Origin of the sequence: Streptomyces silvisoli (genome assembly GCF_029269905.1) — a bacterium.
GTDB lineage: Bacteria > Actinomycetota > Actinomycetes > Streptomycetales > Streptomycetaceae > Streptantibioticus_A > Streptantibioticus_A silvisoli_A.
Map to the genome: position 1 here is coordinate 1 of NZ_JARJBC010000001.1, position 25,365 is coordinate 25,365.

Consider the following 25,365-nt stretch of genomic DNA (forward strand, 5'->3'; position numbering starts at 1 on the left):
CGTGGGGAGCCGGGCGGCCAAGCCTCCCAAGCCATGGTCGGCAGCCTCATGAAAGCCACACCCGGCTCCCCTGGGTCCCCCAACCCTACGAATGGCTGGGGCAGGCCCAGCAAGAAGGTAGAGCCTCATGAGCGCGCCGGCCGTACGGTCCCGACGCGCCGTGCTGGGCATGATGGCGGCGGCCCTGACCACCGGAGCCGCGCCCGCGTCGGCGCTGACCATCCGGCCGCGCGCCAGTACCGAGGCGCAGGCCAGGACCCGGAGCCTGCTGCTCGCCGCCGACCAGGCCAGTGAGCGGGTACTGGTCCTCGACCCCACCGACGAGTCCTGGGCCGAACACGGCACCCGCGCCGCTCTGCGCTCCGCCGCGAGGGCGGCGCTGTGGTCCTGGTCGCCGACTGACGACGGCAGCCTGAACTTCCTGAATCCGCAGAGGAGTTGGCGCAACGTCAGCGAGGCCAAGCACCGGGTGGTGGACGGCAGGCAGTGGCTGCTGACCTGCGCGTCGGCTGGCCTGGTCGCGGTGGTGTCCTACCCGCACGGCCGGGTCGCCTGGGCCACCGTGGTCGGCGGCAACGCCCACAGCCTGGAACTGCTGCCGGGCGGCAACGTCGCGGTCGCGGCCAGCACAGGGGGGTTCGTCCGCATCTACACCGCCTCCCAGGGGCCGGGCTCCGCGCGCTACGTCCAGTACGGCCTGCCCGGTGCGCACGGCGTGCAGTGGGACGAGGCCAACAGCACGCTGTGGGCCCTGGGCGAGAGTCAGTTGGTCGGCCTGAAGGTGGACGGCAGCGACGCCGAACCGGAGGTGTCCACCGGGGTGACCGTCAACCTCCCCGACACCGGCGGCCATGACCTGTCCGCGGTCGCGCGGGACCGCAACCGGCTGTGGGTCACCAGTACCCACCACGTGCGGCAGTACTCCATCTCCGATGACGCCTTCGTCGGATATCCCGGGCAGGCGGGGATCGACCGGGCCGGGGTCAAGAGCGTCGGCGACGACCCGGTCACCGGCCAGGTGCTCACGGTGACCCCGCAGTCCGGCAATCCCTGTCAGTGGTGCACCTCGACCATCGACTTCCACGCGCCCGACGGCCGCCAGGACACCGCGGGGGCGAGTCTGTACAAGGCCCGTTGGCTGCTGCCATACGACAGCGACGACGAGTGACCGCGACGCGTCCCCGCCGGGAAACCGGCGGGAAAGCGCGCCGCAGCTCAAATTACGCTCAAGTCATTCCGCTGGTTCGTGACCACCCGGTAATAGTCGGAGCCGGAGGTCCTCCCACCTGAAGCGCGTCTTGACCATTTCTTTACCAGGGGCCCCAGAGGCAGCTGAGAGCGGGCTGTCCAAGGGAAACGCGCCGGACGCATGGAAATTATCTCTGGAAGGTAACTATTCATCGTCGAGTCTTTGCGGACGTATGAACGATCCCTACTCTGAGGCAACTCTTCTCAGCACGCTCTGCCATTAATGGAGAGGCCCCTCATGGTCAGTGTGGACAAGTTCGCCCCGCAGACGGCGCGGGACCCCAGCACGCTCCGTCGCGATGTAGGCCTGATCGGGCTGCTCTGGGCGTCTGTCGGTTCCATCATCGGTTCAGGATGGTTGTACGGCGCGCAGAAGGCCGTGGTCGTCGCCGGCCCGGCCGCCATCATCTCGTGGACCATAGGCGCGATCGCGATCGTGCTGCTCGCCCTGGTCCATGCCGAACTCGGCGGCCTCTTCCCGGTAGCGGGCGGTACCGCCCGCTACCCGCACTACGCCTTCGGCGGGCTCGCCGGTATGTCCTTCGGCTGGTTCTCCTGGCTGCAGGCGGCCACCGTCGCCCCGATCGAGGTCGAGGCGATGATCGGCTACGCCGGTCACTGGTCCTGGGCGCAGGGCTTCCTCAACAAGGATCAGACGCTGACGGTGAGCGGCTTCATCGTCGCGGTGATCCTGATGGCCGTCTTCGTCGCGGTCAACTTCCTCGGCGTCCGGCTACTGGCGCACACCAACAGCGCCGCCACCTGGTGGAAGGTGGCCATCCCGCTGCTCGCGATATTCGTGCTGGCGGCCACCCACTTCCACGGCGGCAACTTCACCTCGCACGGCTTCGCACCGTTCGGCGCCAAGGGTGTGCTGGGGGCGATCAGCACCAGCGGAATCATCTTCGCGCTGCTCGGCTTCGAGCAGGCGATCCAGATCTCCGGTGAGAGCAAGAACCCCAAGCGGGACATCCCGCGGGCCACCATCGGGTCGGTGTTCATCGGCGCGGGCATCTACCTGGCGCTGCAGATCGTCTACATCGGCGCGCTGCCCGGCAGCTCCTTCGCCAAGGGCTGGGCCAACCTCAACTACGCGGGAATCAGCGGCCCGTTCGCCGGTCTGGCGACCGTCGTCGGACTCGGCTGGCTGGCCTGGGTGCTGTACATGGACGCGGTCATCTCCCCCGGTGGTACCGGTCTGATCTACGCCACCTCCACGTCGCGTATCTCCTACGGTCTGAGCAAGAACGGCTACGCTCCCACGCTGTTCGAGCGCACCAACGCCCGTAGCGTTCCGTGGTTCGGTCTGGTCATGGCCTTCGTGACCGGCGTGATCTGCTTCCTGCCGTTCCCGAGCTGGCAGCAGCTGGTCAGCTTCATCAGCTCGGCCAGTGTCCTGATGTACGCGGGTGCCCCGCTCGCCTTCGGCGCGCTGCGGTCCCGGCTGCCGGAGCGGGACCGGCCTTACCGGCTGCCCATCGGCGGCCTCGTCTCGCCGCTGTCCTTCGTGATCGCGAGCCTGATCATCTACTGGTCCGGCTGGGACACGCTGTGGCGGCTGGGCGTCGCCATCATCCTCGGTTACGTACTGCTCGGCTCGTACGCGCTGTACGCCAACCGCAAGGGTCTGCCGAACGCCCCGACGCTGAACTGGAAGTCGGCGCAGTGGCTTCCGGTCTACCTGATCGGCATCGGTGTGATCTCCTGGCAGGGCGGCTTCGGCAACGGCACCGGCGCCATCCCGCTGTGGTGGGACATCGCGCTCATCGCGGCGTTCTCCCTGGGCATCTACTACTGGGCCCGCGCCACGGCGCTGTCCAGCGAGGAGATCCAGCGGAACATCGACTCGGTGACCGTGGTGGACGAGGGCGGCCACTGAGCCTCCCCCCTCCCGACACGTGGAGCCCGGCCGGTCCCCTCGGCCGGGCTCCACGCATTCCCGCGTCAGCGCGCGTCATCCCGTGGCACAACGCGGCCAGGGGTGCCGGGACTCGAGCTCGGCGGCCAGGTCGAGCAGGGTGTGCTCACCGCCCAGCGGCGCCACCAGCTGCACCGCACCCGGCACCGCGCCAGGCTGGCCGCCCATGGGAACGCTCATCGCGGGCCAGCCGGCGAGGTTCCACGGCGGGGTGAGCGGTGAACACCGCGTACTGCCAACCAGGTTGGCCAGCCAACCGCGCTCGTACCACGGCCCCGCGGCCGGACCGGGGCGGGCCAGCGCCGGCATGACCAGCACGTCGTAACGGGCGAAGAACGGCGCCAGGCGCTCGCGCAACCGGGTCCGCAGATCCGCCTGCGGCAGCCCGGTACGGGCGAGGACCCGGCCGACCGCGCCGTGCCGCCGGGTGCGCCGAGTCAGCAGCCGCACCGGCAACCCCTCGGCGTCCGCCGCGGTGCCCGCGGTCCAGCGGGCGAACACCGCCGCGCCCAGCCAGACCGGGTACGGCGGGTCCGCCGGAGTGACGTGGTGCCCGGCGGCGGCCAGCAACTCGCCCGCGCGACGGGCGGCCTGGGCGTACGGCGCGGTGACGCCGACGCCCGGCAGCGGGCTGCGCACCGAGACGGCGACGCGCAACGGGCCGACCGCCGGGCGGGCCGCGTCCGGCGGATCCTCACCGGCCAGCACCCGAAACATCAGCCGCGTGTCCGCGGTGGTGGTGGCCAGCGGGCCGTTCTCCGACATGCCGAACCAGTCGCCGTTGCCGATTGCGGCGGGCACCGTTCCAGAACCCGGCTTGAGGCCGATCAGGCCGCAGTTGGCGGCCGGTATCCGCAACGAGCCCATCCCGTCGTTGCCGAGGGCGATCGGTACCATCCCGCTGGCCACCGCCGCCGCGCTGCCGCCGGAGGAGCCACCGGACGTGCGCGCCCGGTCCCACGGGTTGCGGGCGATTCCGTAGACGCTGTCCGCGGTACCGAAGACGCACAGTTCGGGCACGTTGGTCAGGCCGACGACCACGGCGCCGGCGGCGCGCAGTCGTCGCACTGTGGGGTGGTCGGCCGTGGCAGGGGTGTCCGTGGTGGCCGCGGAACCGTTTCGGCATGACTCCCCGCGCACCGGCAGGTTGTCCTTGACGGCCACCGGCACTCCGGCGAGCGGGAGCCCCGCGAGATCCGGGCGGGCGGCGACCTCGTCCGCCTCGTCCAGCGCGAGTTGGGCGCGCACGGTGCGGAAGGCACCGATTCCGGCGTTCTCGCGCTCGATCCGTGCCAGATGCTCGGCCACCACCTCGCGCGGGGTGACCCGGCCCTCGCGTACGGCGGCGGATATCTCAACGGCGGTACGTCCAGGCCAAGTTGGCATACGCACTGACCTTTCCTCGGGCCATGTCCGACGGGTGGTGGAGTTCGGGCGTCGAGCCTATGTCCGAGGTCAACGGTCAGGCGAGGGCGCCGTCCCGCTCGGCGGAGACCGAGCGCAGCAGCAGTACCGCGATGTCGTCGGTCCGGTGCCTGGCCTGCTCCGCGTGCCTGGTGAGCGCGTCGGCCAGGGCGTCCAGCGGTCCGTCGTCGAAGCGGGCGAGCTTGCCGCCCAGCGCGTGCAGCGCGTCGTCCAGGTCGACCCCGGGCGCCTCGATCAGACCGTCGGTGTACAGCGCGAGCACCGTGCCGACCGGCATGGGGATCCGGGTCAGCGGATAGCTGGTGACGGCCTCCGCGCCCAGCACGATCCCTCCGGCCACCTTAGGTACCCGCACCTCGCCGTCCGGGGTGCGCAACAGCGGCCGGGGGTGGCCTGCGCTGGCCAGCAGCGCGTACCTCCCGATGAGGTCCACCCGCAGATATATGCAACTCGCGAGCAAATTGGTATCGAGGTCATTCATCAGGCGGTTGGTCTGGGACAACACGGAGCCCGGGTCGGCGCCCGCTGTCGCATAGGCGCGGACCGCCGTCCGGATTTGGCCCATGAGGGCCGCGGCTGCCACATTGTGTCCCTGGACATCACCGATCACCGCGCCCGCGGTGCCGCGGTCTATTCGCAGGATGTCGTAGAAGTCGCCGCCGATATCCATTCCCTCGGTCCCGGGGAGATAGCGGGCCGCCGTCTCCAGCCCGGGCAGCAGCGGAAGGGCATGCGGCAGCAGGCTTTCCTGGAGGCCGTGGGCGAGTTCCAGTTTGGCGTCGTACATCCGGGCCCGGTCCATGGCCTGGGCGATCAGACCACTGAGCGACGTGAGCACCGCGCGTTCATGGACCGTGAAGTGGTGCGGCTGGTCGAAGGCGAGGACGCAGCTGCCCACCAGTCGGCCCGACGCCACCAGCGGCAGATATGCCCAGGCGGACATGGTGTCCCGCAGCTGCGGCCGCACCGGATACATCCGTTCCAGTTCCTCGCGGGACTCGAAGAATGCGGGCGCCCCCGAGACCAACGCGTGGACTCCCGGTGTGGCGGCGGTCAGCGGCGTGCTGTCGAAGGCGTCGATGAGGCCCGGCGGATAGCCGCGATGGCCCGCTACCAGCAGCCGGTCGCCCTCGGCGATCAGTACCGCCACCGCGCGGGCGCCGAACGAGGGGACGATCTGGTCGGCCACCAGGTCCACCACGTCCACCACCCCGGCGGCCTGGGCGAGCTTACTGGCGAGGTGCAGTATGTGGTAATACGCGCCCGCCCGGGTGGGGACCTCGGCGTCCGCGGCCAGCATCGGGCCCGGCGCGTCTTGCGGTGCCACGTCGGCCTCGTTGATCCGCACGGTGATCCCGGAAGCGTCCGGATACAGCCGGAAGGCCAGCCAGCGGTCGGGTGGTCGCAGCGCCACGAAGGACGAGATCTGCCGACTGGCCGTCGCCGCCCGGTAGCGGTCCTCGTACACCGGATCCCGTAGCCACGGCAGTACGTCCCAGGGGCGGGCGCCGAGCAGTCGGAAGACGGGGGCGCCCAGCAGGTTGGCCGCCCTGGGCGTGACCCAGGTCAGCCGACCCCGCGCGTCCAGCGCGCACATGCCCTCCGGTAGCCGCTCGACCATCGCCGTGAGGCTCTCCGTGGTCCCGGGGCCGCCGCTCTCCGCGGTGATCATCAGCGGCTCCGGCCCGGCGCGTACGGGGCGGCCCGCCGCGGTGGCGTCGCGCAGCAGGCGGGCCAGGTCGGCGGAGAGTTCCATCAGGGCGTCGTGCTCGGTCTCCGACAACTCCGCCGAGTGCCAGCCCGGCCAGCACGTGAGGACGACCCCGAGCACCGCGCCCCCCGCCACCAGTGGCAGCACGGCGAGCGAGAAGGCGTAGGGCAGGACCAGCGCGAGGGCCGGGTAGAGCCGCACCATCGCCTCCTCGCCGGCCACCCACACCAGTCGGCGGTCGCGCATCGCGTCCGTCACCGGCGTGGTGGTGGACAGCGGCACATGCTCCCACGGCCGGACGAACTCCCGCGAAAGGCCCAGCATCATCACCAGTCCCAGCCGCTCCGCGTCCGGCTCCGGAACGTAGAGCGCGGCGATATGGCAGCCCAGCCGGTCCCGCGCCGCGTCCAGGCGCGCCAGCAGGGCGTCGAGATCCTGGCGCACACCCTGGTCGATGGCGTCCGTCCCGGAGCCCGGCGCCGCGGACCGTGAGTCGCGAGCCATGGGCACCTCCACGTCTGCCCATTCTCGCCCCGATCGCCCGGATGAACGACCCCTGTCCGTGAGGGGTGCAGCCACTCCGTGTCAGCGCGTCGGTACGGAACGTGGCGCCCGTGCTATGGCGCCGAGTTGGTCACCCACTCCAGGACGGCCATCGCGCTGGGCAGCTTCATCGCCGCCTGAGTCCAGGCCAGCGAGCGCGGGCCGTCCAGTACCGCCGCGGAGACCTCCTCGCCCCGCCGGGCGGGCAGGTCGTGCATGAACCAGGCGTCCGGCCAGCGGTTAACGAACGCCTGGTTCACCTGGAAGGCTCCGTCGGCTCCGCTGCCGCCCCAGCGCGTCGTGTAGACCACGTCCACCTCGCGCGGGAGGCGACGTGGGTCGTGCAGCTGGTCCAGGCGCGCCCCGGTGCCGACGGCTCGCTTCGCGGCGCGTTCCAACTCCCGTTCGGGCAGGGCGTGTTCACGCGGGCAGACGAACGTGGCGCGGGCGTCCGGCACCGCGCTGAGCCCATGGGCCAGGGCTACCGCGGTGCTGTTGCCCTCGCCCACGTAGAGCAGCCGCAGGCCGGACAGGTCGCCGAACCGCAGCAGCAGCGTCGCCAGGTCGCAGATGCCCTGGGTCGGGTGCTCGTCGGCGGCCATCGCGTTGACGGTGGGCAGTTGCCCGTACCGGGACAGCACCCGCAGCCCCTCCAGCGGCCCCGTGGTGCGGGCCACCAGGGCGTCCAGCATGCAGCCGAGCACTCTGCCGGTGTCCGGCAGCGGTTCCCCGGCGGACGACTGGAGGTCGTCCGGTCCGTACGGCACCGGTGTGCCGCCCAGCCGCAGCGTCCCGACCGTGAAGGCGGTACGGGTGCGGGTGGAGGGCCCGGTGAACAGCGTGCCGACGACCCGGTCGCGCAGCGGGCGGTCATGCGCCTCGCGGTCGTCGAACAACTCCGTTGACCTGCGGGCCAGTCGGATGACGGCGGCGGGCGCCAGGTCGGCCAGCGAGAACAGGCCGCGCTCCGGTTCCGATGGCCCTGCCACGATGTCCACCATGCTCGGGCGACCCCCTCGGTCGGCTGGTCAGACGTGGCCTCAGCCGGGGGAAGGTAGCAACCGGAAGGCCCCGGCACCATGCGGCGGGGAAACGAATCGGCCGCGCGTCACCCCCTCGGCGGCCCGGAGGAACCCGGACGCTGCTGCGGGCTGGTGAAGTGCGGTCACGGTGCGTGGCTCCCGCGGCGCGCGGGGGTACCCATCGCTGGTGTCGCAACCGCCGCTGGAGGAGACGCCGCCACCCCGCGCGGTGAGCCCTGCCCGCACCCCGGTCCCGGGCGCCGCGCAGGACGTCAGGGTCGAGGAACGCAAGCTCCACCGCCGACTGGGCTGCTGGGGCCTGGGCGCGATCGGCTTCAGCGACATCGTCGGTTCCGGTTGGCTGTTCGGCGCGATGTACGCGGCGCGGATCGCCGGGCCGCTGTCCCTGCTGTGCTGGTTGGCGGCCGGTGCGCTCGCCGGTCTGGTCGCCCTGGTGATGGTCGAGCTGGGTGCCAGCCGGCCGGAGGCCGGGGGCACCGTGCGCTGGCCGCTGTACGCCAACGGGCCGCTGGTTGCGGGTGTGATCAGCTGGGCGGTGCTGCTGTCGGTGGGGGCGCACGCCGCGGAGGTGACCGCGATCCTGCGGTACGTCTCGCACTGGCTGCCCTGGCTCTACCACGGTGCCCGGCTGAGCTGGGCAGGGCTGGCGCTGGCCGCGGCCGTCACCGTCTCGCTCGGTGCGCTCAACTGGTTCGGCGTCCGGCTGTTCGCCCGGGTCAACCTGCTGGTCTCGGTGCTCAAGCTGGCCGTGCCCACGATCACCGTGGTCCTGCTGCTGGTCTCCGGATTCCATCCGCACCGGCTGACCGAGCACGGCGGCTTCGCCCCCTACGGGTGGTCGGCCGGGCTGACCGCGCTGTCGATGGGCGGTGTCGTCTACTCGGTGAACGGCTTCCAGGCACCGGTGGAGTTCTCCGGCGAGGCGCGCGACCCCCGGCGGGACATGCCGCGCGCGGTGCTGACCGCGATCGGGCTGGCGGTACTGCTCTACGTCGGGCTGCAGTTGGCCTATTTGTGCGCGGTGCCGGAACAGGCACTGGCCCACGGCTGGCACGGGGTCAGCTTCGACTCGCCGTTCGGCCAGCTGGCGCTGCTGCTCAATCTGCACTGGCTCGCCCTCCTGCTGTACGCCGACGCCGTGGTCTCACCCGCCGGCGGGGCCTTCGTCGGTGTGGCGGCGCACGCCCGGCGCACATACGCGCTGGCGAAGAACCGGATGTTGCCGCACTGGTTCATGCAAGTGCACGCCGGTTCCGGCATTCCGCGCCGGGGGCTGGCGCTGAACCTCGCGGTGACGTTGCTGTTCCTGCTGCCGTTCGGCGGCTGGCAGGACGTGGTCAGTACCATCGGCAACCTGTTCCTGCTGGGGTACGCCACCTCGGCGGTGGCCGCGTACACCCTGCGGGTGGCGGGCCCCGGGCGGGTGCCGGGGGTGCGCTGGATCGCGCCGGTCAGCTTCGTGGTGGCCACCTTGTTCGTGTACTGGTCGAGCTGGCACCGGTTGCGGGTGACGCTGCCGCTGGCGCTGCTGGGCGTGCCGCTGTTCTGGTGGGTACGGCGGCACGAGCCAACCGCCGTACTCCTGAGGGAGGTTCGCAAGGGCGCCTGGCTGCCCGCCTGGCTGCTCGGCCTGCTGGCCTGCTCCGCGCTGGGCGCCTTCGGCGGCACCGCTGTGCTGCCCCAGCCCTACGATTCCTTCGCGGTCGCCGCGTTCAGCCTCGGGGTGTTCGGCTGGGCGGTGCGCTCGGGGCGTCGGCACCTCGCGGAGGGCGCGGCGACCGCCCCCGACGGTATGGCGGAATTCCCGCGCTGACAGGCGGTGACCCGGCGTTACCGTAAGAGGCTCCAAGGAGGGGAGTTCCCATGGCGATGCCTCCGTCGCAGGGCGCGGGCGAACCGGCTGAACCCTGGCAGTGGAGCGAGTCCGTCTGGCGGACGCATGTCGAACGGGTACGGGCCGGGCGGAGCCTGGCACCCGAGCGGTGGCCCGGCGGCGCGAAGGCGGCGGTGGCACTGTCCTTCGACGCCGACCACGAGTCGATCCCGCTGCGCGACCGGCAGACCGGTCCCGGCAGGCTCTCCCAGGGCGAGTACGGGGCCCGGGTCGCGGTGCCCAAGATCATGCGGCTGCTGGAGCGGCGGTCCATCCCCGCCACGTTCTTCGTGCCCGCGGTCATGGCGCTGCTGCGCCCGGACGAGGCGCGCGGCTATGTCGAGGCCGGCCACGAGGTGGGCATCCACGGCTGGATCCACGAACGCAACACCGTGCTGAGCCCGGACACCGAACGGGAGTTGGCCCATCGCAGCGCGGACACCCTGGAGCGGATCTGCGGCAAACGGCCGGTGGGCATCCGCACCCCCTCATGGGAGTTCGGCGAGCACACCCTGGAGATCAGCGCGGAGTTGGGGCTGCGGTACGACTCCTCGCTCATGGCGGACGACGAGCCGTACGAGATCGTGGCGGACGGCCGGCCCACGGGCATGGTGGAGATCCCCGTCGAGTGGATACGCGACGACGCCCCGTACTTCCCCCGGCACCCGGGCACCGCGGCGGGCCCGGGTGTGACGCCCCGGGACGTCGGGCGGCTGTGGCGCGACGAGTTCGACGGTGCCTACGCGCAGGGCGGACTGTTCCAACTCACCCTGCACCCGCATGTGATCGGGCACCGCTCCCGGCTCGTCGTACTTGAGGAGCTGCTGGACTACGTCCACGACCGTGGAGACGTCTGGTATGCCACCCACGCGGACATCGCCGACCATGTGGCGCGCGACGCGGGCCTGACCTGGAAGCCGCCGCGGTGACCTAGAAGTCGACGCGCGCCGCCTCGTCGGCGCGGCCGACGGACTCCATGCCGTAGGCGTGCTTGTAGGCGTCGCGGATCTCCTCTATGTCCGCGTCCCGGGTCCGCGCCTGCGCGGCCGGGTAGAGCAGGATCAACTCATAGGACCGTTCGCGGTTGATGCTCCCGGAACGGTCCCGCCACTGTCCCCGGCCCTTGTCGATGGTCAGCCCCGACTGGAAACGCGGGGTGACGTGCTGGGCGACGAACGCGAGGAACTGCTGGTCGGTGACGGGCGGTTGATGGTTGTGCCGCCCGGTGCCGAAGAACAGCCGGGTGTCGACGTACGCGTCGCCGCGCAGCGGGCCGACAGCGGGCGCGGACCGCTGGGCGGAGCCAAGCGTCGCGTGGACGGCGGGAGTCGCGATGACCAGCACCAACAGCGCGGCGAACAGCGCGGTGAGCGCGGCGAGGAACAGATGCGGCTTGGAGACGTACAACGCGGCGGTCCCTTCGATCCGGGGAGGTCATGCCGGGGTGTCGGGCAGGGGCAGCAGTAGGGCGAGCTGGTGTGCGGCGTCCCGTAGCGGGACGGGAGTGCCGGAACGGGACCCGATGGACCGGATCGTGTGCCGCAGTGAGCTGACCGCCCGCCCGGAACCGATCGCGTGCGCGTACGGCATCAGCCGTTCCGCCGACTCCCTGGCCTGGCGCCAGGCTCCGGCGCCGACCAGCGCCGCGAGCAGCTCGGTGCTGAACAGCACACGATAGGCGGGGGCGTCGCAGCCGCCGTCCTGGCTGACGCCCTCCAGCAGTTCGATCGCCCTGTCCCAGTCCTGGAGCGCCGCGAGGGTGATGCCGCGGTGGCCGTCGAGTTCGTGCTGGTCCACCCACCAGGCCCAGGGCGGATCCCGGTCGGACAGTCCGTCCAGAAAGAGGCTGTCGGCCCGGTCGAACGTCCTCAGCGCGGTGGCCCGTTGCCCCGCCATGGCGAGCGCGCGGGCCTGCCGTACGGCGAAGACGGTGGCGACCCTGGCGGTGGGCGCGGTGGCAAGACCGAGGGCGGCGGTGTCGTACGAGGCGCGTAGCTGGCCGATGTGCGCCTGCTGCATACTCAGGTTGGCCAGCACCAGCCGTTCCGTCGCGCGGTCCGCACAGCACCGGGCCATGGCCAGTGCCCGCTGGTTGAGGCGGTGGGCGAGTGCCTGTTCCTCGGCGTCGAACAGGATCCAGGCCGCCACCTCCCGCAACTCGGCCACCGCCGCGCACAGTTCACGGTCGGCGAGCGACTGGTACGACCGGTTGGCGGCGAGTGCGGCGGACCGGGCCGCGGCACGGGCGCCCACCCGCTGGTCGAGGGTGAGCAACCGCCGGGTCGTCGCGACGACGGACGCACGGCAGCCGGGGCCGCGGCTCTCCATGTGCTCCTCCCTCGGGCCTGGCTCAGCGATGCGGCGCCTTGCGGAAGCTGTCGGCGACCCGGGTCAGCCAGACGATCTCCTTGCCGAAATCCTCGTTGCGCGCGCCGGGGAACGCCACTGTTGGTCCGCCGGACGGTGCCGCGTTGTCCGATCTGGCCCGTAGCGCCGCCTTCAGACGCAGCGCCTCACGGGCTGCCGAGGGCGGCTCGTCAAGGGCGCTGCCGGGCCGCTCGGCCTGCGGTCCGACGTACGGGCGCAGCGCCAGCTGGGCGTCCCTGATCTCGATGACCCGACGGTAGAGCCGGTAGTCGAGGTCGCGCGGCGGCAGCAGGTCCAGCAGCGGGGACGGCGGCGGGTCCAGGGCGATGGTGGGTACCGCTCGGTACAGCGCCCACCACAGCGGGCGCAGCCGCCGGTAGGCCCGGTAGCTTTCCAGCCAGCGGGCGGCGGCCGACAGCCGGGGGCCCCAGGACGGCACCGTCCACCCGAACAGTTGCAGCAGGGACCCGATGTCCCCGGTGAACCAGTACAGCGAGTCCCATGACGCGGTGTCGAAGCCCAGCCGGGTGGCCGCGATCTCGGCGTACCGGACGGCGCAGTACAGCAGTACCAGCGTCGCTCCGGCGGTCACCGACCACATGCCCAGCCGCAGCCACTGCCGGTTGGCGATCCTGGCGTACCGCAACGACAGCCGGAACGCCGAGAGTTGGCCCGCCGTGCACACACCGAGGTAGCAGCACAGGTAGGCGGCGTAGCGCGGATTGGACATGTTGAGCAGGACCGCGGACTCCGCGCTGGCCGGATGCCGGGTGGGGTCCACCACGTAGAACACGACCAGCAGCACGGACAGCGCGATGCCGAACCCGAGCAGCCTGCGCCGGGTCCTCAGACGTGCCTCGGCCGGTGGGTGCGACCAGTGGATGAGCACCACCTGCTGGGCCGCCGTCAGCACCACCACCGCGGCCTGCACCAGGATGGTGGTGATGTTCGGATAGGCGAGGAACCGGCAGATGTGCTCGCGGAACGCGTCCAGGTCGACCAGGAAGCTGAGCCCGGAGCACAGGAAGTACACGCACAGCGCGATCATCGCCGGATTGCGGCGGCTGCGCGACAGCGCGGGCAGCTTGTAGAGGAACGCCGTCAACCCCGCGACGGCGCAGGTCCAGGAGAGGAACTGGTACTCCATGCGTCAGATCCGGCCGTGGGCGCGACCGTCGCGCCCGGGGTCGGGGCGGCCCACCACGCTCTCGATGCGGGCGATGGCCTCGGCCTGTTCCAGCGGCGCGCTCGGTGCGGGGACCGCGGTGCGCCGCCGGTAGCGGGTGAGGATCAGCGAAGCCATCGTCTCGGCTTCCTGCTCGTCGTGGTCCGAGTAGCCGGAGCGGCGCAGCATGCCGCGGACCACGTCCGGGTTGATGTCCGGGAAGAGGTGTCCGGCCGTACCGTCGTTCATCGTTCCGCCGCTGTGGTGCCCGCAGATCATGTGGGACAGCTCGTGGGCGATGATGTGTTCCTGGTGCGGTTTGCTGGTGTGCGCCTCGTAGACGATCAGGTCCGCGACGTCCGTGGCCAGCCACAGCCCGTACAGATGGGCGCACTGAAGCTCTATCGGCAGCAGCCGGATCGGGCGGCCGCGCCGGGCGCCGAGGTGTTCGCACAGCTGGCGGATGTCGCCGCCCTCGGGCACACGCAGGCCGTACAGGAGCGCTTCGCACGCGGCGCGCATGTGCCGCAGTTGCCGCCCGGTGGCCGGTTGCGATCGGTCCCGACTGCCGGACATCCGCACCTCCCACGGGCAGGAGTCTGATGACGGGACGAGTCTAACTTCCTTGGTCCTTCTGGCGGTTGACCATTCGCGACCCGCTGCGCGGACACCGTTGGTACGGTGTCGAACGTGACACGGACTGCGGATGACTTCGCGGAAGTGGCGATGCTGCGGGCGCTCGGGCACCCCGTGCGGTTGGGCATCATGCGAGCGCTGGCGACCGAACCGGAGATCCGCGCCTGCGAGTTCACCGATCTGTTCGACGTGACCCAGCCCACCATCAGCCAGCACCTGAAGGTGCTGCGGGAGGCCGGTCTGGTCGCCTCCCGCCGCCGGGGCGCGCAGATCTGCTACTCGGTACGGCCGGAGGGGCTGACCAGGCTCCAGCGGTTGCTGTCCCTGATGCAGCCGCCCCGGCTGGCCGTCACCGCTTGACCGCCAGCCCCGCCACGATCAGCTGCTCCCACACGGTCAGTTCACGATCGGCGTCCCCGACGTGCGCCACGCCGTCCGCCGCTTCCGGCCGCCAGCGCGCCGCCGGGACGATGCCGGGCGGCAGGATCTCCATGCCGCAGAACAGCTCGCGGATCTCCTCGTCGCTGCGCCACCGGCCGCGCCCGAACGTCGCCTGGAGCACCTGCTCGGCCTCGCTGGTCTCCGCGTTGTGGCCGGTGCGGAAGTGGCTGATGAAGAAGTAACTGCCGGACGGCACCCGGTCCCGCCAGTAGTTGACCACCGCGCCCGGGTCCTCGTCGTCGTTGATGTGGTGCAGGATGGCGCTGAGCACCACCGCCACCGGCTGCTCGAAGTCGATCAGCGAGACGGTGTCCGGGTGCTCGCGGATCGCCTCGGGGTCTCGTACGTCGGCCCGGATCACCCGGGTGTTGGTGGTCTCCTCCAGCAGCGCCCGGCCGTGTGCCAGCACGATGGGGTCGTTGTCCACGTAGACCACGCGGGCGTCCGGCGCGTGCCGTCCGGCCACCTGGTGGACGTTGTCCGCGGTCGGCAGTCCGCTGCCCATGTCGATGAACTGCCGGACCTCCCCGTGCAGCGCGATGTCGCTGACCGCGCGCACCAGTACCTGGCGGTTGCTGTGCGCGATGGCGACCGAGCCGGGCAGGTCGTCGATGAACTTGTCGCCGATCTCCCGGTCCACCGCGTAGTTGTCCTTGCCACCGAGCAGGTAGTCATAGACCCGGGCGATGCTCGGCTTCGACTGGTCCACCTCGGTAACGTCCTCAACCATGGCAACTGCCTTATCTGCGTGGGGTGTTGTACGTGCGCCATCGTAGGAGAAACCCGCCGGTCGCACCGCCGGTCACACCAACACCATGGCCGGGGACGTTCATTCAGCCCGTCGCTCAGCGCAGCGGTACCGTCAGCCGCGAGGGGTCGTTCGCCGGGGAGCCGAACGACAGCCGGCTGCCGAGCGGGGTGTCGCTGCCGTACATCGGGTCCTTGGTGTCCAGCACCAGCGCCAGCCGGTGCCCGGCGGGCAGGTCGTAGGCGGTGGCGAACAGCGAGAGGTCCAGCGGTACGGCCTGCCCAGGCGTGCTCGACCAGCTCTGCGGAGCATGAGTGATCAACCTGCCGACCCCCAGGGCGTTCACGTCGTAGAGGTAGGCGAACACGGTGCCCTTCGGCGACGACGAGGTGACCGTGGTGTGGAACCCGACCGCCCCGCGGATGTGCTGGACGTCGGAGTACGGCGCGGACTGCCACACCGCGGCGACGGCCCGGGGCAGCAGCGGGACCTCGACGGTCGGCGGGATGCCGAGGAACTGGTCCATCCCGCCGGACAGTTCGGTGATGCCGGAGTCGGCGCCGGAGTCCACGCCGCCCATGATGGACGTCTGCCATCCGGTGTCTGGCGCGCCGCCCAGCGTTCCGGTTCCGAGCAGGTTGGCCCGGCCGAGCTCCAGCCGCTGGGCGTGGGTGCTGATCGACCGCCAGTCGGGGTACTGCTCCTGCCCGGCGTTCTCCCTGACCTGAAGCTGTACCCGGTGGTCGGCGGCGTCGCCGTCCAGGTTCTTCAGGTGCTGGTCGAACCACGCCCGGCCGTCGTCCCAGGCCGGGTTGTCCAGGCCCAGCATGCCGCCGATCTCCTGGGTGGCGTGGTCGCCGGGGCGCAGTTCCAGCCGCTTGGGGCCGGTGAGCTTCTGGTAGAAGTCGGCGACCTGGCTGGGGTTGAAGATGCTGTCGGTCCAGGCGTTCGCGATGAACACCGCGGTGTGGTGGGCGTTGATGCGGTCCACATAGGTGCCCGGGGACCTGGTCTTGGCCCACTTGACGAGTTCCGGGATGTTCTGGTTGGTGAACATGTCGTTGACCGCCTCGTGGGTCTCGGGACTCTGGCGGCCGGTGGGGATCTGTACGGCGGTCAGGATGCCGGCCGCTCCGACGTGCCGGGTCCGCCCGCCGTAGAGCGCGTTGACCAGGTCGCCCCAGGCGCTCATCGCGGCCACCGCCTTGACCCGCGGGTCGAATGCGGCGCCCATCAGCGACATTCCGGCGCCCAGCGACAAGCCCGTCATGCCGATGCGGCGGGGGTCGGCGGGGGTGTGGGCGAGCGTCCAGTCGATGACCGAGGAGATGTCGGCGACGTCCTTGGGGCCCGCGACGTCCACCTGGCCGCCGGAGAGCCAGAAGCCGCGCACCGTGTAGGTGACCACCACATAGCCGTCGGCGGCCAGCTTGCGGCTCTGCATCAGGTATTCGAGGTCGTTCTGCCCCCAGGAAGCGGGCTCGACGACCACCGGATAACGACCCTGCGCGTCGGCACCGGGGGTGCCTGGGGCGGGGGTGAGCACATCGGCCTTGAGGACGACACCGTCCTTCATGGGGATGTCGACCAGCCGCAAGGACCCGGTGGAGCCCGCCCGGGCCACCGGCTGACCGGCCGGCGCGGCGGACGCGGGAACGGCGGCGAAGGTTCCGGTGAGGGCAAGTGCCGTGGCGGCGACGGTGGTTGTCAGCCGGCGGCGGGCGCGGCGCTGGTCGCGGTTGCGGCGCTCGCGGGTGGGGCCGGATCGCGTCATCGGTGTCCCATCAGGCTCAGACCGTGGTGCCCCTGCGGCACGCGTACGGTACGGGTGCAGGGAGCCTAGGGGGACCCAAGTGGCGGGGGTGAGTGCGCGATCGGCCAAATCTACTGGCCGGTAACAGTGCTGTGCCGACGGCGTGGCGGCCAACCTCCGGTGGCGCTCAGCGTTCGCCTCTGCCGGGTCGGCAGTGTAGACAGGGGCTATGGCCCGAGGTGTGGGCCGACCCTGGGCCCGGTCGGCCCCTGCGTTCCGCGGTCGGCGCCCCTGGGGTCGGCGTGAGCGCGTGAGGACAGAGCGTGACCGGCAAGGCCGGGGCGATCAGCAGGCACCGCGTCCGGCGCGGCGCCACGCCCTGCTGCGCCCGCTGCGCCGGGTCTCCGGCCAGGTGTTCGTACTCCAGGTGCTCATCGTCATCCTGCTGGTGCTGGCCGCCGGAGCGGAGTTGATCCTCCAGGCGCAGCGCGACAGCCAGCGCGAGGCCAGCAACCGTTCGGTGGCCGTCGCCCAGACCTTCGCGCACTCGCCGGGCATCGTGCCGGCCCTGCAGTCGCCGAATCCGACGGCGATCCTCCAACCGCTCGCCGAGGCCGCCCGCGTCTCCACCGGGGTCGACTTCATCGTGGTGATGAACACAAAGGGGATCCGCTACACCCACCCCATCCCCAACCGGATCGGCAAGAAGTACGTCGGCACCATCGGCCCGGCGCTCGCCGGGCAGACCGTCACCGAGACCATCAAGGGCACCATCGGTCCGCTGGAGCAGGCCGTGGTGCCGGTCACCGACCGCAGCGGCAAGGTGGTGGGCCTGGTGTCCGCGGGCATCACCATCAGCAAGGTGAGCCGGGCGGTCGACCGTCAGCTGCCCATCCTGTTCGGCGCCGCCGCCGTGGCGCTGGCACTGGCCATGGGCGGCACGGCGGCGGTCAGCAGACGGCTGCGGCGCCAGACGCACGGCCTGGAACCGGCCGAGATGGCGCGGATGTACGAGCACCACGACGCGGTGCTGCACGCGGTGCGCGAAGGCGTGCTCATCGTGGACGGCGACGGTCGGCTGCTGCTGGCCAACGACGAGGCGGCCCGGTTGCTGGAACTGCCCCCGAACGCCGAGGGCCGGCATGTCAACGAACTGGGCATCGCCCCCCACATGGCCGAACTGCTTGCCTCCGGACGGGTCGCCACGGACGAGATGCTGCAGTCGGGGGACCGCCTGCTGGCCGTCAACAACCGGCCGACCGACCGCAACGGCGGCCCACCGGGCAGCGTCGCCACCCTGCGCGACTCCACCGAACTGCGGCTGCTGTCGGGGCGCGCCGAAGCGGCCCGAAAGCGCCTCAAACTCCTGTACGACGCCGGTGTGGGCATCGGCACCACCCTCGACATCCAGCGCACCGCCCAGGAACTGGCGCAGGTGGCGGTGCCCCGGTTCGCCGACTTCGTCACCGTGGACGTGGCCGAGCCCGTGCTGCGCGGCGAGGAACCGCCGATCGAGGAGAGCACCCAGATGGTGCGGGTGGCGGTCGGCGGGGTGCGGAAGAACCATCCCTTCTACTCGGTGGGCAAGACGATCGAGTTCCTCCGCTCCACCCCCCAGGCTCGCGGCTTCGGCCGGGGGTCGTCGGTGATAGAACCGGATCTGCGGATCGCCTCCGGTTGGAAGGCGCAGGACCCGGTGCGGGCCAGGAGGATGCTGGACCACGGCATCCACTCCCTGATCACGGTTCCGCTGAACGCCCGCGGCGTGGTGCTGGGGGTGGCCAGCTTCTGGCGCTCCCGGGACCCGAACCCGTTCGACGAGGACGATGTGTCGCTCGCCGAGGAACTGGTCATCCGGGCGGCGGTGTCCATCGACAACGCCCGCCGCTACACCCGCGAGCACAACATGGCGGTGACGCTGCAACACAGTCTGCTGCCGCGGGGCCTGCCCGAGCAGAGCGCCGTCGACGTGGCGTACCGCTACCTGCCCGCGCAGGAGGGCGTCGGCGGTGACTGGTTCGACGTCATCCCGCTGCCGGGCAGCCGGGTGGCGCTGGTGGTCGGAGACGTGGTCGGCCACGGTCTGCACGCCTCGGCGACGATGGGACGGCTGCGTACGGCGGTGCTCAACTTCACCACGCTCGACCTTCCGCCCGATGAACTCCTCGGCCATCTGGACGAGTTGGTCACCCGGATCGACCGGGAGGAGACCAGCCGGGGTGGCGAGGGTGCCATCACCGGGGCCACCTGTCTGTACGCGATCTACGACCCGGTCTCCGGGGACTGCACGATGTCCCGTGCGGGCCATGTACTGCCCGCGCTGGTGGGCCCCGACGGCGCCGTGCGCTTCGCCGACCTGCCGGCCGGTCCGCCGCTCGGCCTGGGCGGGCTGCCGTTCCAGAACGCGCAACTGCGGCTGGAGCCGGGCAGCCAGCTGGTGATGTACACCGACGGTCTGGTGGACGAGCGCGACCGGGACATCGACGTCGGGCTGGACCTGCTGGCCTCCGCCCTCGCCCATGCCGACCGGCCCGCCGAGGAGACCTGCGACGCGGTGCTGGACGCCCTGCTGCCCGTCCGGCAGAGCGACGACATCGTGCTGCTGGTGGCCCGCCCCCAGTTCCTGGCCGATGACCAGATCGCCGAGTGGGACGTGCCGTTCGACCCGGCGGCGGTGGCCGGGGTGCGCGCCCAGGTGACCGAGCAACTGACCCGTTGGGGCCTGGTCGAGGCGGTGTTCACCACCGAGTTGGTGCTCAGCGAGCTGATCACCAACGCCATCCGCTACGCCACCAGCCCGATCCGGGTCCGGCTGATCCGCGACCGCACCCTGATCTGCGAGGTCTCCGACGCCAGCAGCACCTCCCCGCACCTTCGCTACGCGGCCACGATGGACGAGGGCGGTCGCGGACTGTTCCTCGTCGCCCAGCTCGCCGAGCGCTGGGGCACCCGCTACACCAGCGAGGGCAAGGTCATCTGGGCCGAACTGCCGCTGGCCTAGTAGGTTGATCACCTGTCGGACGGCCCACCGCGTGAAAGCACGAGGTTAACGAGCGGCGGACGAACTGACACGTAGCGAAACGTGACGTTCACTGGGTCAGTTTCACGGAGAGTGTCCGATCTCGGGCATACGGTAGAGGCATGACAGGGCGGGTGCGCCGGTGCGCGGCATGCCCTGGCGTGCCGAAGTGGGGGGATCCCGGGTAACGTGGGGAACGGACGTTCTGATCGGCCGCCTTCACGAGTTTCTCCGTCGCCCGTGAGCGTTCACTGCTGGGCGGACGTGGAATTCCAGTGCCCGGATCGAGCGCTGAGTTCCCCTTAAGGGTGGATTTCCGGACAAGTGCTAGCGAGGCGATTATGGCCTTTGTCGCTGCCAAGGACGGCACACAGATCTACTTCAAGAACTGGGGGGCGGGACAGCCGGTGGTGTTTTCCCACGGCTGGCCACTGATCGCGGACGCGTGGGATCCGCAGCTGAAGCTGATGGCGGACAACGGTTTCCGGGCCGTGGCCCACGACCGACGTGGAGGCGGACGGTCCGACCAGCCGTGGACGGGTAATGACCTGGACACGTACGCCGACGACTTGTCATCGGTCATGGAGAGCCTTGATCTTCAGGACGCCATCTTGGTCGGTCACTCGACGGGTGGCGGAGAGGTCACGCGCTACATTGGCCGGCACGGCTCGAGTCGTGTTTCCAAGGTGGTTCTGCTCGGCGCCATCCCTCCGTTGATGCTCAAGACGGAAGCCAACCCGGAGGGGCTGCCGATCGAGGTCTTCGACGAGATCCGGCAAGGTGTGCTGACGGACCGTTCCCAGTACTACAAGGACCTCAGCGCCCCGTTCTACGGTGCCAACCGCGAAGGCTCGACCGTGTCGCAGGGGACCCGCGACGAGTTCTGGCTTTGGAGCATGACGGTAGGCATCAAGAGCGCCCACGACTGCGTCAAAGCGTTCTCTGAGACTGACCTCACGGAGGACCTCAAGGAGTTCGACATCCCCACGCTGATCGTTCACGGCGACGACGACCAGATCGTTCCCATCGTGGCATCCGCGAAAAAATCGTCGCAACTGGTCAAGGACGTAACTTTCAAGGTCTATTCGGGTGCTCCGCACGGCCTGTCGATGGTGCCGGAGTTCGCGGAGCGGTTCAATAACGACCTCCTTGGATTCGCACGCGGCTGACCGGCCAGGTGTCGTTTCACCGGTCTTCCCGCGCTCACGCGGCCTGCGACAGACCGGTGGTCGGCACGAGCCCGAGGAGTGGCCATGTCTCAGCGAACGAACATCGCCGCACAGACCGCTTTCGCAGAGGCGGTCATCACCGGCGACCTCGCGGCCCTCGACGAGATCGTCGCACCCGACTCGATCGACCATGATCCAGCCCCAGGACAGCTGCCGGGGGCCGAAGGGTACAAGGCCATGTTCGCCGACCTGCGGGCAGCCTTTCCCGACCTGCATGTCGCGGTGGAGCATCTGGTGGCCACCGACGACGAGTTGGCCTTTGCCTACACCATCACCGGGACCCATCTGGGGCCGCTGATGGGACGACCGGCGACCGGCAGGAAGGCAAGCTACCGGGGCATGCAGATCAGCCGCTTCGACAGTGACGGCAAGCTTGTCGAACGCTGGGGCAGCAGCGACGAACTCGGCATGCTACGCCAACTCGGCCTCAGCGAAGTGTGACCCCGGGAGTGAGGATTTCCGACGGTTCCGAAACCAGCTCGCACGCGACCGGCCACCGTTCGTATCCCTTCGGCGCCGAGACGCTTGGGGCGGCGGGATTCGGCGGGATGTTGAGGTCTTCGAATGGCAAACGGCCGGGACACGGGGTTCGCCGACTCGTCGAGCGAGTCTGTCAAGAGGGGCTGATCATGGCAAATATGAATGCACGGAACGGGTCGGCTCGTGACGCTTCGGGCGAACGCGGGGCATCAGTGGTGGATGTTTTGGTGGTCGGGGCCGGGCCGACCGGGCTTGTGCTGGCGGGCGATCTCGCCAAGTCAGGGGTCAACGTCACGCTGCTGGAGCGGCGCGACCATGAGTCCAACTTGAGCCGCGCCTTCAGCGTTCACGCACGAACCATGGAGGAACTCGACGCCCGGGGCCTGGCCGACGAACTGCTCGCTCTCGGCTCACCGGTCCGGGCGTTGCATCCGTTCGGCCGCATCAGTATCGACTTCTCCGGTCTTCGCACACGCTTTCCGTTCCTGCTGATAGTTCCCCAATGGCAGGTGGAGCGCCTTCTGCTGCGCCGGGCCGAGGAAGCGGGGGCGACGATAGTGCGGGGGACCCGGGTTACAGGGATACGGCAGGACCCGGGCGGCGTGGACGTGGAGACGAACCATCCGGACGGTGCCACGGCCACGCTTCGAGCGCGCTACCTGGTCGGTGCCGACGGAGCGAGCAGCACCGTCCGGCAGAGCCTGGGCATGCCGTTCCCCGGCAAGTCGGCCATCCGCTCCGTGATGCTGGCCGATGTACTGCTTGAACGCGCACCTGACGAAGCTTTCAATTTTGCCTCGAACAAGCACGGTTTCACCTTCTTCGCGCCGTTCGGGGACGGCTGGTACCGGGTCATCGCCTGGGACCGGCAACAGCAGCAGCTGCCCGACGATGCGCCGGTCACGATGGAGGAGGTCCGGGGCATCACGAGGCGGACCATCGGTGACGACCTCGGGATGCACGATGCCCGTTGGGTTTCGCGCTTCCACAGCGACGAACGCCAGGTACCCCGCTACCGGCAAGGGCGGGTGTTCCTCGCGGGCGACGCCGCGCACGTCCACTCGCCCGCCGGGGGCATGGGCATGAACACCGGGATGCAGGACGCCGTCAACCTCGGCTGGAAACTGGCAGCCGTCGTGCGCGGCTGGGCCGATGACGCGCTGCTGGACAGCTACCACACGGAGCGCCATCCGGTGGCCCGAAGGGTGCTGCACGTCAGTCACGCACTTCTTACGGCCGTCATCACCGGGTCACCGGCAGTCCGCGCGTTGCGGATCTCGTTGGCCGCCATCGCGCACCAGCTACGTGTCATAGAGCCGCGTGCATCCCGCAGCATCTCCGGCATCGGGATCACCTACCCCGCACCCCGGGGCTCCCACCCGCTTGCCGGGCGCCGGATACCGGACCTCCGACTGGCAGGGGAACCAGCACGGCTGTATGAGGCCCTGCGGCAAGGCACGTTCGTACTGGTGGGCCGCGACCTCGCCGCAGTCGCCGCGCCGTGGGAAGGGCGGGTAGTGACCGCCTCTCCAGCAGCCGGCCTGCACCCCACGCTACTGGTCCGACCCGACGGCTATGCCGCTTGGGCAGCCGAGGACCCCGATCCGGATGAGGTACGCGAGACCCTGACGCGATGGCTGGGCGAGGTGGACCACCGCGACTCGTGAACAGGCAGCGCAGGGAACGGAACCCAGGCATCCCGCAGGCCTCTGGTTGCGACCGTTGGATGTCCTCGATGACATCGACGAGGAGGGCCACCTCAACTTCCGGCCGTTGGAAGTTCCATTCGGACATCAGGAACACGGACGCGGCCACTATGCGGAGCCATCACGGGTGACGGGAGCCTGCCCCCGCTGCAAGCAGCGGGGGCAGGACGAGAGCCGGGTGGTCTGCCGGTCGGCGTCGCTACGACGCCTGGTACCGGCACATCACCCTGTCCATGGCCGCACTTGCCGCGCTGAGCGCCATCCGTGCCCGGGAACTGTCAAAGGGGGCAGCGATCTTGGACAAACCCGCCTGATACCCCCCTCCGTCGCGGAGATCCGCCGCCTGATCGCACTGATCCTCCACCCCCAACACCCCACCCCGACCCACCATCCGCGCCGGTCATGGTGGAGACGACTCAGCCAGACCCGCGCCCGGCTCAGCCACTACAAACGCAGAGGCCAAACCCCACAACTGTGATTGCTGGCCCGCGGTACGGCCGTCCGCCGTCCGCCGGGCCGCCGGGTCAAGCGCTGGGAAAGAATTCCGGCCAGTCGTACCGGAATTGAACCGGAACCCCACGCCCTACGTGTTGTTACCGTCGTACGCGCCTCGGCAAGGTCGGTAGTCCGACGGGGAGTTGGCCCGGGGCAGCGAAAGCAGCGTGGAGGAGAGTAGCCCCGTGCGCATTTCTCACCTGGCGGTCCTGACAACGGCCGGAGCGGCCCTGGCGGTCGGTGCCGCGCCCGCCTTCGCGGGCGTTGGAACAGGACAGATCACCGCCTCACCGACAACGGTCAGCGTCGGCCAGACGGTGCATGTCATCGGCACCTGCCCGAATAACGGCAGCGCATTGAAGTGGGTCGGATCCGCAGCGTTCTCCCCGAGGATGAACGACCCTTACACGGCCATGACCGGATACGGCGGCTCGGCCACCATGACCTCCACCAACCCCATGAATTGGTCGGGGTGGGCGAAGATATCCCAGCACGCCAAACCGGGAGCCACCGCGATCGAGGCTTGGTGCGGAAACGTGAAGGTCACCACGCGGATCGTGGTCGTCGTGGCGGGCACCGGAGGCATGAAGCCGACCCCCAAGCCCAGCCCGTCGATGACCATGCCGCACCCCACCATGTCGGCCTCCCAACCGGCCTCCGGCACCATGCCGATGCCCTCGTCCCCGATGTCCAGCGCGCCCGGGCAGATCAGCACCATGCCCAGCGGCGCGCCCAACACCGGGGCGGTGTCCTCCGGCCTGCCGGGCTATGCCACCGCGGGTGTGGTCGGCGGTCTGCTGCTCGGTGCGGGCGGTGCTGGCCTGCTGCTTCGCCGCCGGGCCAGGGCTGGCCGTTGACCCGGCACGCCGTCGGGAGCAGCCCGCCGCCGGGCCGCCGCGGGGGCCGGGTGGCCACCACGGTGGCGGCGGTGGCGGCGCTGGCCGGGGCGGTGGGGCTGGGGTTCGGCTACGCCGACTGGCGGGCGTCCTCGCGACCCCCCGCGGTGCTGGCCGCGCCGGGCGGCACCGCCCCCCGGCCCTCGGCCAAACCGTCCAGCGGGCTGACCCTGGCCAGATCGGTTCCGGTGCGTTTGGACATCCCGGCGATCGGTGTCCACACGCCCCTGATGCGATTGGGACTGAATTCGGACCGAACTGTTCAAGTTCCGCCCATCGAGAGTAACTCGCCAGCCGGTTGGTATCAGTTCTCGCCCACCCCCGGACAACTCGGCCCTTCCGTCATACTCGGTCACGTGACCCTTGGTAACTTCGGCGTCGGCGTCTTCTTCCGACTCGCCGCACTGCACACCGGTGACAAGGTGTCAGTGTCCAGAGCGGACGGCAGTGTCGCCGTTTTCTCGGTGGACCAGACCGCCGAATACCCCAAGGAGAAGTTCCCCAGCCAAGCGGTGTACGGAAACATCGACCACGCCGGACTCCGGCTCATTACCTGCGGTGGTCCGAAGAACCCCACGACGCACGCCTATCCGGACAATGTCGTGGTCTTCGCGTCACTGGTATCGGCCACTTCGGCAACGGCCTGACCGGAATTCCGCGGCAGGCGGG

Annotated in this window: 21 protein-coding genes; 11 read left to right on the forward strand and 10 right to left on the reverse strand. The window is 70.2% G+C overall.

The window, feature by feature from the left end:
- Positions 1-127: 127 nt before the first annotated feature.
- Positions 128-1,168 carry a DUF6528 family protein gene (locus P3G67_RS00005; protein WP_276091558.1) on the forward strand — a complete coding sequence of 347 codons (1,041 nt, stop codon included), beginning with the start codon at positions 128-130 and terminating at the stop codon, positions 1,166-1,168.
- 318 nt (positions 1,169-1,486) lie between these two features.
- Entirely contained in the window at positions 1,487-3,127 is a 1,641-nt protein-coding gene (locus tag P3G67_RS00010) for an APC family permease (protein ID WP_276091559.1), read from the forward strand.
- A gap of 75 nt (positions 3,128-3,202) precedes the next feature.
- On the opposite strand, the gene P3G67_RS00015 is transcribed toward P3G67_RS00010, so the two are convergent.
- The 3 genes from P3G67_RS00015 to P3G67_RS00025 all read right to left on the reverse strand — a co-directional run bounded on the left by P3G67_RS00015 (position 3,203) and on the right by P3G67_RS00025 (position 7,834).
- Complete coding sequence (locus tag P3G67_RS00015; RefSeq protein WP_276091560.1) at positions 3,203-4,552, reverse strand: amidase; 1,350 nt, start codon at positions 4,550-4,552, stop codon at positions 3,203-3,205.
- Positions 4,553-4,628: 76 nt separating this feature from the next.
- Complete coding sequence (locus P3G67_RS00020; protein WP_276091561.1) at positions 4,629-6,806, reverse strand: SpoIIE family protein phosphatase; 2,178 nt, start codon at positions 6,804-6,806, stop codon at positions 4,629-4,631.
- Between the two features lie 113 nt (positions 6,807-6,919).
- Entirely contained in the window at positions 6,920-7,834 is a 915-nt protein-coding gene (locus P3G67_RS00025) for an ornithine carbamoyltransferase (RefSeq protein ID WP_276091562.1), read from the reverse strand.
- 220 nt (positions 7,835-8,054) lie between these two features.
- Between P3G67_RS00025 and P3G67_RS00030 the strand changes: the two genes are divergently transcribed.
- Positions 8,055-9,701 carry an APC family permease gene (locus P3G67_RS00030; protein WP_391858150.1) on the forward strand — a complete coding sequence of 549 codons (1,647 nt, stop codon included), beginning with the start codon at positions 8,055-8,057 and terminating at the stop codon, positions 9,699-9,701.
- A 56-nt stretch (positions 9,702-9,757) separates the two neighbouring features.
- Positions 9,758-10,690 carry a polysaccharide deacetylase family protein gene (locus P3G67_RS00035; RefSeq protein ID WP_391858170.1) on the forward strand — a complete coding sequence of 311 codons (933 nt, stop codon included), beginning with the start codon at positions 9,758-9,760 and terminating at the stop codon, positions 10,688-10,690.
- Position 10,691: 1 nt separating this feature from the next.
- Here P3G67_RS00035 and P3G67_RS00040 read toward each other — a convergent pair whose 3' ends face one another.
- The 4 genes from P3G67_RS00040 to P3G67_RS00055 are packed head-to-tail and all read right to left on the reverse strand — an operon-like array spanning position 10,692 to position 13,869.
- The gene (locus P3G67_RS00040; RefSeq protein ID WP_276091564.1) at positions 10,692-11,168 is read right to left on the reverse strand and encodes a DUF3574 domain-containing protein; all 477 of its coding nucleotides are present in this window, start codon (positions 11,166-11,168) and stop codon (positions 10,692-10,694) included.
- 27 nt (positions 11,169-11,195) lie between these two features.
- Positions 11,196-12,089 (reverse strand): DNA-binding protein, encoded by an 894-nt coding sequence (locus P3G67_RS00045; RefSeq protein ID WP_276091565.1) that lies wholly within the window; start codon positions 12,087-12,089, stop codon positions 11,196-11,198.
- A gap of 22 nt (positions 12,090-12,111) precedes the next feature.
- Positions 12,112-13,275: an MAB_1171c family putative transporter gene (locus P3G67_RS00050; RefSeq protein ID WP_276091566.1), complete on the reverse strand. Its 1,164-nt coding sequence runs from the start codon at positions 13,273-13,275 to the stop codon at positions 12,112-12,114.
- Between the two features lie 3 nt (positions 13,276-13,278).
- Positions 13,279-13,869, reverse strand: coding sequence for a toxin (locus P3G67_RS00055; protein ID WP_276091567.1), 591 nt, complete (start codon positions 13,867-13,869; stop codon positions 13,279-13,281).
- Positions 13,870-13,983: 114 nt separating this feature from the next.
- Here P3G67_RS00055 and P3G67_RS00060 point away from each other — a divergent pair, with 114 nt between their 5' ends.
- The gene (locus P3G67_RS00060; RefSeq protein WP_276091568.1) at positions 13,984-14,289 is read left to right on the forward strand and encodes an ArsR/SmtB family transcription factor; all 306 of its coding nucleotides are present in this window, start codon (positions 13,984-13,986) and stop codon (positions 14,287-14,289) included.
- On the opposite strand, the gene P3G67_RS00065 is transcribed toward P3G67_RS00060, so the two are convergent.
- Positions 14,279-15,100: an SAM-dependent methyltransferase gene (locus P3G67_RS00065; protein WP_276091569.1), complete on the reverse strand. Its 822-nt coding sequence runs from the start codon at positions 15,098-15,100 to the stop codon at positions 14,279-14,281. The genes P3G67_RS00060 and P3G67_RS00065 overlap by 11 nt on opposite strands.
- 115 nt (positions 15,101-15,215) lie before the next feature.
- Positions 15,216-16,892, reverse strand: coding sequence for a CocE/NonD family hydrolase (locus P3G67_RS00070; RefSeq protein WP_276091570.1), 1,677 nt, complete (start codon positions 16,890-16,892; stop codon positions 15,216-15,218).
- A gap of 208 nt (positions 16,893-17,100) precedes the next feature.
- On the opposite strand from P3G67_RS00070, the gene P3G67_RS00075 reads away from it, so the two are divergent.
- The 5 genes from P3G67_RS00075 (at position 17,101) to P3G67_RS00095 (ending at position 24,657) form a co-directional block, all read left to right on the forward strand.
- Positions 17,101-19,872: a SpoIIE family protein phosphatase/ATP-binding protein gene (locus tag P3G67_RS00075; RefSeq protein ID WP_276091571.1), complete on the forward strand. Its 2,772-nt coding sequence runs from the start codon at positions 17,101-17,103 to the stop codon at positions 19,870-19,872.
- A gap of 359 nt (positions 19,873-20,231) precedes the next feature.
- On the forward strand, positions 20,232-21,059 hold the full coding sequence (locus tag P3G67_RS00080; RefSeq protein ID WP_276091572.1) for an alpha/beta fold hydrolase: 828 nt from the start codon (positions 20,232-20,234) through the stop codon (positions 21,057-21,059).
- An 84-nt stretch (positions 21,060-21,143) separates the two neighbouring features.
- Positions 21,144-21,560 (forward strand): ester cyclase, encoded by a 417-nt coding sequence (locus P3G67_RS00085; protein ID WP_276091573.1) that lies wholly within the window; start codon positions 21,144-21,146, stop codon positions 21,558-21,560.
- Positions 21,561-21,757: 197 nt separating this feature from the next.
- Positions 21,758-23,266, forward strand: coding sequence for an FAD-dependent oxidoreductase (locus P3G67_RS00090; protein WP_276091574.1), 1,509 nt, complete (start codon positions 21,758-21,760; stop codon positions 23,264-23,266).
- A gap of 719 nt (positions 23,267-23,985) precedes the next feature.
- Positions 23,986-24,657 (forward strand): hypothetical protein, encoded by a 672-nt coding sequence (locus tag P3G67_RS00095; RefSeq protein WP_276091575.1) that lies wholly within the window; start codon positions 23,986-23,988, stop codon positions 24,655-24,657.
- 109 nt (positions 24,658-24,766) lie between these two features.
- Here the strand turns inward: P3G67_RS00095 and P3G67_RS00100 are convergent, their stop codons facing one another.
- A complete protein-coding gene (locus tag P3G67_RS00100; RefSeq protein ID WP_269858625.1) occupies positions 24,767-24,919 on the reverse strand; it encodes a hypothetical protein in 153 nt (50 codons plus the stop codon).
- Between the two features lie 7 nt (positions 24,920-24,926).
- On the opposite strand from P3G67_RS00100, the gene P3G67_RS00105 reads away from it, so the two are divergent.
- Positions 24,927-25,343 carry a class F sortase gene (locus tag P3G67_RS00105; RefSeq protein ID WP_269858622.1) on the forward strand — a complete coding sequence of 139 codons (417 nt, stop codon included), beginning with the start codon at positions 24,927-24,929 and terminating at the stop codon, positions 25,341-25,343.
- The last annotated feature ends 22 nt before the right edge of the window (positions 25,344-25,365 follow it).

Excerpts from the sequence above, each read along its gene's own strand:
- P3G67_RS00075 (WP_276091571.1), top strand. The coding sequence starts at position 17,101 with ATGGCCCGAGGTGTGGGCCGACCCTGGGCCCGGTCGGCCCCTGCGTTC.
- P3G67_RS00050 (WP_276091566.1), bottom strand. The coding sequence starts at position 13,275 with ATGGAGTACCAGTTCCTCTCCTGGACCTGCGCCGTCGCGGGGTTGACG.
- P3G67_RS00085 (WP_276091573.1), top strand. The coding sequence starts at position 21,144 with ATGTCTCAGCGAACGAACATCGCCGCACAGACCGCTTTCGCAGAGGCG.
- P3G67_RS00065 (WP_276091569.1), bottom strand. The coding sequence starts at position 15,100 with ATGGTTGAGGACGTTACCGAGGTGGACCAGTCGAAGCCGAGCATCGCC.
- P3G67_RS00080 (WP_276091572.1), top strand. The coding sequence starts at position 20,232 with ATGGCCTTTGTCGCTGCCAAGGACGGCACACAGATCTACTTCAAGAAC.
- P3G67_RS00020 (WP_276091561.1), bottom strand. The coding sequence starts at position 6,806 with ATGGCTCGCGACTCACGGTCCGCGGCGCCGGGCTCCGGGACGGACGCC.
- P3G67_RS00005 (WP_276091558.1), top strand. The coding sequence starts at position 128 with ATGAGCGCGCCGGCCGTACGGTCCCGACGCGCCGTGCTGGGCATGATG.
- P3G67_RS00090 (WP_276091574.1), top strand. The coding sequence starts at position 21,758 with ATGAATGCACGGAACGGGTCGGCTCGTGACGCTTCGGGCGAACGCGGG.
- P3G67_RS00010 (WP_276091559.1), top strand. The coding sequence starts at position 1,487 with ATGGTCAGTGTGGACAAGTTCGCCCCGCAGACGGCGCGGGACCCCAGC.
- P3G67_RS00055 (WP_276091567.1), bottom strand. The coding sequence starts at position 13,869 with ATGTCCGGCAGTCGGGACCGATCGCAACCGGCCACCGGGCGGCAACTG.
- P3G67_RS00035 (WP_391858170.1), top strand. The coding sequence starts at position 9,758 with ATGCCTCCGTCGCAGGGCGCGGGCGAACCGGCTGAACCCTGGCAGTGG.
- P3G67_RS00045 (WP_276091565.1), bottom strand. The coding sequence starts at position 12,089 with ATGGAGAGCCGCGGCCCCGGCTGCCGTGCGTCCGTCGTCGCGACGACC.
- P3G67_RS00105 (WP_269858622.1), top strand. The coding sequence starts at position 24,927 with ATGCGATTGGGACTGAATTCGGACCGAACTGTTCAAGTTCCGCCCATC.
- P3G67_RS00070 (WP_276091570.1), bottom strand. The coding sequence starts at position 16,892 with ATGACGCGATCCGGCCCCACCCGCGAGCGCCGCAACCGCGACCAGCGC.
- P3G67_RS00015 (WP_276091560.1), bottom strand. The coding sequence starts at position 4,552 with ATGCCAACTTGGCCTGGACGTACCGCCGTTGAGATATCCGCCGCCGTA.